The organism is Paenibacillus sp. 01T422, from assembly GCF_056398785.1.
The window spans coordinates 1-6,810 of the sequence record NZ_JBFTQB010000289.1; the positions used below are offsets into that span (position 1 = coordinate 1).

The following is a 6,810-nucleotide window of genomic DNA, read 5'->3' on the forward strand; positions in this document are numbered from 1 at the left end:
GATCGAGCGTCTCACCAGTCACACGTTCTACAATAACTCCAAGCAGAATCATGCCGAGATCGCTATACCGCATATCTTCACCTGGCAGAAAATGCAGCTCCTGCGCAATAATCTCCGCAAGAAGCGTTGGCCGCTTCTCCTCTCGCGGTTTAACAGGCAAATCCGAAGGTAAACCGGAAACGTGCTGTAAGAGATGACGAACACTTACTAAAGAGTGACGGAAGTCAAGCAAGTACTTTTGCACAGGAGCATCTAATGAAATTTCACCCTTAGCTACTAGAAGAAGTATTGCCGGTAGTAGCGCTGTCACCTTCGTCAAGGAGGCAATGTCAAACAAGGTATTCAAGCGAATCTGGCACTTCTCGGTGCCATTAGAGAAAGAACCATAAGATTTCTGGAATCGAACACGGTTCGATATCGTGATGTCCAGAACAGCGCCAGGCAATAATCCCTCTTGCAACCAGCCTTCCACCAAGCGATCCACGTTATCCAATGCGTTTCCCCACACTAACTGCTTGTCGAGTCATATCCAGCGATTTCACACTTTCCTCGTAATGACAACCAGCGATTCCTACATATAAAATATCTATAACATTCAGTTGGGCAATTCTTGACGCCATCGCCCCGCTGCGAATACTTTTCTCCAAGGTACTAATGAACAGCTGGATATCAGCAAGTTCCGCTACCGGATTAGCTCCGAATCTAGTCAATGTAATAACTACAGCACCATTTTTCTTCGCTACAGCAAGCGAACGAATCATATCCTCCGTCTGACCCGTATACGAAATACCAAAAACGACATCACCAGGAAGCAGGTTAGCAGCAATGGTAGCTTGCGCATCGAACCCTGTCCCAATCTCGCACCAGCGGTTAATCCGTGAAAGCTTTTGCTTGAAATCCTCTGCAATTACCCCCGAGGCTCCGACGCCAAAAACACCAATTTTCCTTGCTGCACTTAGCGTTTGTATAGCTTTCTCCACACTTTCCGGCGAGAGAACGGTTAGTGTATCTTGAATCGAAACGATATTATTCGTTGTGACTGATTTAATGAGTTCGGCAACAGAACTGTTCGCATTAATTTCCTGATACGCCTCTGTCGGCAATGACGTCTGCGATAAATCCCCGGCGACTCGCATCTTAAGTTCCTGAAACCCTTTAAAATGAAGCGATCGAGAAAGTCGTATGATTGTCGCTTCACTAACACAGGCAAACTCTGCCAGCTTCTGTACCGAAAGACTAACTACCTCTTGCGGATGTTCCAAAATATATTGTGCAACTTTGCGCTCACTCGGCGTCAAGCTTGCCATAGCGGCTTCAATGCTCACTAATCCACCCTTTAACATCGGCAACATCCTCAATGGTTTATTCGATAAATTAAGATAATGTTAATAAATCTAACTTTATATTCCTCATTATAATGAGTTTTATTTCATTTTGTAAATACTTTTATGAAATTTTATTTCTACAGTGTTATGTAACCTATCACACTTAAAAGTTAAAGCGTATACATTTTTTCGACATTTTTTTTATTGCAGAAAACATAACATCACCAACTTCTACCTCATCAACCAATAGCAAACTTCATCACATCTGGCGGAATCCAAATAAAAAAAATCCCGATCTGCATCGGGATTCATCACTTTCCTCTATATACTACTACTAACCGCTAATCTTTATTGTGGGAACTATAGTCCTATAGATCCAATATATTTATTTTTTCCTTACCAGTGGAAATTAAACCATTGAAAACGGTGAAGACCATTTGCTTCACTTTGTCCGCGGTTAATGGTTCCCCGGTAACTAGCAAGCGGTAAAACAGGGGACCGTAGATCAGATCGATACTGGATTCTACATCCAGTTCCTTGCCTAACTCATTGCGATCGATCCCTCTTCGCATAATCATCGCAGACTCCGAACGGCGCGGATTAATATAGTATTCTCTGAAAACTTGAATCAATGCAGAATCCATCTGTCCTTGACCAATCAACTCGGAGATCACTTTTCCTTCTTTGCTTTCCATAAACAAAGATAAATTTACGGCATGTATCGTAACATCTTTCAGAACAGAGCCTGTATCCGGAATCGGCAGCCGACTTGCCGCAGCTTCAAAAAAACCTTCCGCTACGACAGCGGCTTTATTGGGCCACCATTTATAGATGGTCGCTTTGCTCACGCCTGCTTTTTCAGCAATTTTATCGATGGTTACTTCTTCAAAACCACCTTCCAATAGCAGCTCATAAGCGACTGTCAATATCACATGTTGAAGCTTTACATCTCTCGGGCGACCTTTTTGAGCCATTCAACTGACCCCTTTCTATCCTTTGCCATCAGTATATATGAAAATTAGTGTATTTACAAAACGCTTCGTTCAGTATATAGTGATAGCTATTAAGTAGACGAATCGTTCACTTAATGCGAAATCATTTTTAGCAGAGGGGGAACATTATCTATGAGCAAGTCCATTTCAAAAGTGCAAAACGAAATCTCAACAACAATGATGGTTGTTCTGGCTGCAGCATGCGGCCTTATTGTAGCCAACCTTTACTATTCCCAAACCCTTGTAGGTCCCATCAGTACAGCGCTCGGTCTGCCTTCAGCAGCAGCCGGGTTGATCGTAACTTTAACGCAAATTGGCTATGTAGCCGGCTTGCTATTCATCGTTCCGCTGAGTGATAAAATCGAGAATCGGCGGCTGATCGTGACATCTCTGACCATCGTGGTCTTAGCTTTGATCCTAGCCGCTGTTTCAACAAATTCCATGCTGTTTCTGACAGCTGCCTTGCTGATCGGATCCGGTTCTGTAGTTGCGCAGATCCTCGTCCCTCTAGCAGCTTCCCTGTCAAGTGAGAAGCAGCGCGGCCGAGTCGTCGGAAACGTCATGAGCGGCCTGTTGCTTGGCATCATGCTCGCCAGGCCAATTTCCAGCCTAATCGCTGGCCTATGGGGATGGCGGACGATTTTTGTCCTATCCGCCGCTTGTATGGCACTTTTAGCTCTTTCGCTGGCTAAAGTAGTACCAAAAAGGCACCCTGAAAGCACCTTAACTTATACACAGCTTGTGGCATCCTTGATTGAATTGTTCAAAAAGAATCCGATATTGAGACGTCGTGCTTTTTATCAAGCTTGCCTGTTCAGTTCGTTCAGCCTCTTTTGGACGACCGTACCCCTCAGATTGGCGGATGAGTATGGTATGTCCCAACAAGGCATCGCTTTATTCGCGCTTGTTGGTGTGGCGGGAGCAATCGCAGCTCCTATTGCCGGAAGATTGGCGGACAAAGGCCTTACCAGGACGATCACTATAGGCGCAATCGTGACTGCGGTCTTATCCTTTCTACTCATTGCCTTGCTTCATGACAATTCACTTTTTTCGCTCATACTACTTTTCGTTGTCGCTGTCACGCTTGATATGGCGGTTTCCGGTAATCTGGTGGCCAGCCAAAGAATTATTTATTCGCTTGGGAATGAAGCCAGGGGTAGACTTAACGGCTTATTCATGGCTATTTTTTTCATCGGCGGAGCGGTGGGTTCATTCTTAGGAGGCTTGACCTATGCACATGGTGGTTGGGTATCAAGTGCTTGGATTGGGGTCGCATTGCCCTTCATCGCTTTGTTGTATTTCATGACCGAGCGCAAATCCCGTTAAGGCGGGAGCGACCTGTTCCAAGGGGCGATCTGTCTCAGCTGGAATAGTGGGAAAAACTACCGTTAAACTACGCTATATGGTGGTAGGGAATGAATTAGCGGTAGCAGCTACATCTAAATCGTCGGTAGCTGGCCAAAACTTGGTAAACTCAGTGAAAATAGAGGTATAAATTCCAGCTAATTGCCCGAATTTGGATCAATTGCTGATAATAGCAGGTGTAATCGGCGTTAATTAGAAGTAGTCCAACTACTCAGGGGAGGCCCTGTTCCAAGGGACGATCCATCATACCGTCTCAGCTGGAATAGTTTGGCGCAAGCAAGCAGGCCCCAAGACATCAAATGTACAAGGGAGCTGCCATCAGGCAGCTCCCTTGTACATTTTAATTTTATAACAGCGACAAGAGTTGCTGAGCCACTATATAGCCAGAGCCACCGTTCACCCCGTGACCAGGCCAGGTCGCAGCGCCAAGCATATACACATTCGGAATAGCCGACTGGTGGCTTGGCTGCCCTGGCAATGGGCGAAACAGATAGCTTTGTGCCAAATCGTGTGYGCCACCGTATGGATCTCCCGGTCCAGCGTTCGGATTGAATCGAGCAATTGTGTTTGGTGTTACAACATATTTGCCAATTATCGCACTTGGTATATTTGGAATATGTTTGCTCACAATATTTAATACTCGCTCTGTAAAACGCTCTGTGAGATCCTGTGTCCAACTACCATCTCCAACATCGATTTGGCCGGCGGCATCCCCGCGCGGTCGAGTAGGCACCTCAAGCACTTGGATGCGCATGATCGCTTTGCCTACTGGTGCGCGCGCAGGGTCGAGATTCGTGGAACAATCCACGGTAAAGGTTGGTTTCGCTGGAAGCAGATCAGCCATCCCCTGTGCAATCGCTAACGTAAATCCATCTAGACTATCCGTCAAATGAGGTTGTCCGACTCGATCAAAACGTGCATCCGGCCAGCGCGGCGGCTCGCTTAAGGCCAGATGAATCTGTACGCATCCGCGGCCATATCGAAACTGTTTCGCTTGAGTACGCAGCGTCAAGGGTGCATCACTCTCATCTAGTAGTGAGAGATATAACTGATCCGGCGTGGTCGATGCCACGACAGCTTGCTTCGCTATGTATGTTCTGCCTTCCACTGTTCGCACACCAACAGCTTGACCATTCTCCACTATGATACGCTGGACCAGCGTGTCCGTCAGAATCTCTCCGCCTTGATCCTTAATCAGCCGTACCAATGCCTGAACCAATTGTTCACTGCCGCCTGACGGAGTTGGCATACCGCCGCTCATCAATGCCATGGCGGTGAGCGGGACCCAAATGCCACTTCCGACTTCATCTGGCGTGCGGCCGAGATGGGTAACCCAAGAAGCCAACATCGCGCGCATTACTGGAGATTGCAGGGAATTCACCACATTGCGAGCAGTCCCAAAAAGCTGCCCCGCAAATGCCGAATAGCCTGAACTATGCGCATCATGAAGCAGCCGTTTCAGGATAGGAGCAGCCTCCTGGCTGGAAAGATCCATGCTGAACAATCCGAACACATCGTTGACATAGGGATTTAACTGTTCAAAGATGCCTGCCAGGGCAGCGCCGTCACCTGGAGCCAGGCGTTCCGCTTCTGCGATAAGCTCATCGAATGAGCGTGGCAGTACAGCCGTGCGTCCATCTTCCATGGAAACCCCAGTTGGCAGTTCCGTATTCACATAACGCAGTCCGCGAGCTTCCAAATCCTCCCTTAGCTCCGCATAAGCGGGTCCTGTTGTAAAAAGAGGATGCGCCGCCGCATACACATCATGCTTGAAGCCTGGCAGCGTGAGTTCCTCGGTCCGCACAAAACCGCCTGCACGATCGTTTTTCTCTAAAACTAGCACACTGCGACCAGCACGAGTTAAGTAGGCAGCTGTTATTAAAGCATTGTGCCCGCTGCCGATAATGACAATGTCGAAGGTTTCCATTCTATCACTCCTTTTTTTTAATTTGAAGCCTAGTAGAAACTTATTCTAACAATTGCTATATCATTACTTCACCCACGATCAAACATCCGGTACTTACTCACTAATCCAAGTGGAAATAGCAGAATTTGTTTTTGAGGTGAATACATTATTAAGATTTCATTAAGTCATCCGGCAGGACCTATTACAATTGTCGCATGCACTCGAGGCCCTATGACCTATAGGATACAGAAAAAGGAAAACCTGAAAGCGCCTTTCCCGATTGAATCCGAAGTCGACCACGTCATACCATAGTACGCGCTCTTAATCAACCATTGGACAAAAAACGACCTATATTCATTTTTCACACATAGGCATACAGGCCTAATCATCGACAATGACTAGGATAATACGCTCATTGTAAACAAGATTCGACAACAGATATAATCGCGGTGAAAATAAAATTTCCAAAATAATGAAGAATGTTGTTTCTTTTTGTCAGCAAATGACATCTAACAAGCCCAATTGGGCGCGAAGAGGAGGAAAATGAAGAAATGCGTTCACCCGAGAAAAAGATTCGCAAGAAATTGACTCAGACAGCATCATCAGCGCTTGCTCTTTCAGTGCTTCTTGGGTCCTGGAGCGGTTTTCCTGCGCCAGCAGCGGCAGCAACAGCAGCCGAAGCTTCCCACCTGCTGACTTATGAGGGTGCAGCCTATGCCTCATCAACCGAAGGAGGCTTGACGCCGGACAAAGCGTTTGACGGCAACACCGACTCCCGTTGGGGCAGTTCGTTCAACGCCGGTGAGCAGTGGATCTATGTTGACCTCGGCTCCAAAGCCAAGATCGAGAAAGCTGTTCTTCGCTGGGAAAATGCCTACTCGAAGTCGTACAAGATCCAAGTATCCGACGACGAAACGAATTGGAAAGACATCTACACAGACACCAAAGGAGACGGTGGCGTTGACACCATCACCCTGTCGGGTGAAGGACGTTACGTCCGCATGCTGTCTCTTGAGCGCAGCGGAGGCTACGGCGTTTCCCTCTATGAATTTGAAGTATACGGTACAGGCGGCAGCAATCCACTCCCTGTCGTACTTGGCGAAGATGTCGCTTTGAATAAAGCGGTAACCGCTTCTTCAACGGCTGCACCTGACAAAGACAAACCCCTCTTACTGCCCGAATATGCCGTGGATAGCAATGCGACAACAAGATGGTCCTCAGC

6 protein-coding genes are annotated in these 6,810 nt (G+C 47.1%); 2 read left to right on the forward strand and 4 right to left on the reverse strand.

The genetic code is table 11. The features are described 5' to 3' along the window. The 3 genes from AC1DUA_RS17265 to AC1DUA_RS17275 form a co-directional block, all read right to left on the reverse strand. Positions 1-484: serine hydrolase domain-containing protein (locus AC1DUA_RS17265; protein ID WP_477500951.1), on the reverse strand; the 484-nt coding region annotated here is incomplete at its 3' end. 1 nt (position 485) lies between these two features. Then, the gene (locus tag AC1DUA_RS17270; RefSeq protein WP_477500946.1) at positions 486-1,343 is read right to left on the reverse strand and encodes a MurR/RpiR family transcriptional regulator; all 858 of its coding nucleotides are present in this window, start codon (positions 1,341-1,343) and stop codon (positions 486-488) included. A gap of 350 nt (positions 1,344-1,693) precedes the next feature. After that, positions 1,694-2,299 (reverse strand): TetR/AcrR family transcriptional regulator, encoded by a 606-nt coding sequence (locus tag AC1DUA_RS17275; protein ID WP_477500947.1) that lies wholly within the window; start codon positions 2,297-2,299, stop codon positions 1,694-1,696. A gap of 150 nt (positions 2,300-2,449) precedes the next feature. Here AC1DUA_RS17275 and AC1DUA_RS17280 point away from each other — a divergent pair, with 150 nt between their 5' ends. Then, entirely contained in the window at positions 2,450-3,643 is a 1,194-nt protein-coding gene (locus AC1DUA_RS17280) for an MFS transporter (RefSeq protein WP_477500948.1), read from the forward strand. Positions 3,644-4,028: 385 nt separating this feature from the next. Here the strand turns inward: AC1DUA_RS17280 and AC1DUA_RS17285 are convergent, their stop codons facing one another. Continuing rightward, positions 4,029-5,609 carry a phytoene desaturase family protein gene (locus AC1DUA_RS17285; RefSeq protein ID WP_477500949.1) on the reverse strand — a complete coding sequence of 527 codons (1,581 nt, stop codon included), beginning with the start codon at positions 5,607-5,609 and terminating at the stop codon, positions 4,029-4,031. A 530-nt stretch (positions 5,610-6,139) separates the two neighbouring features. Here AC1DUA_RS17285 and AC1DUA_RS17290 point away from each other — a divergent pair. After that, on the forward strand, positions 6,140-6,810 hold a 671-nt coding region (locus AC1DUA_RS17290), incomplete at its 3' end, for a discoidin domain-containing protein (protein ID WP_477500950.1).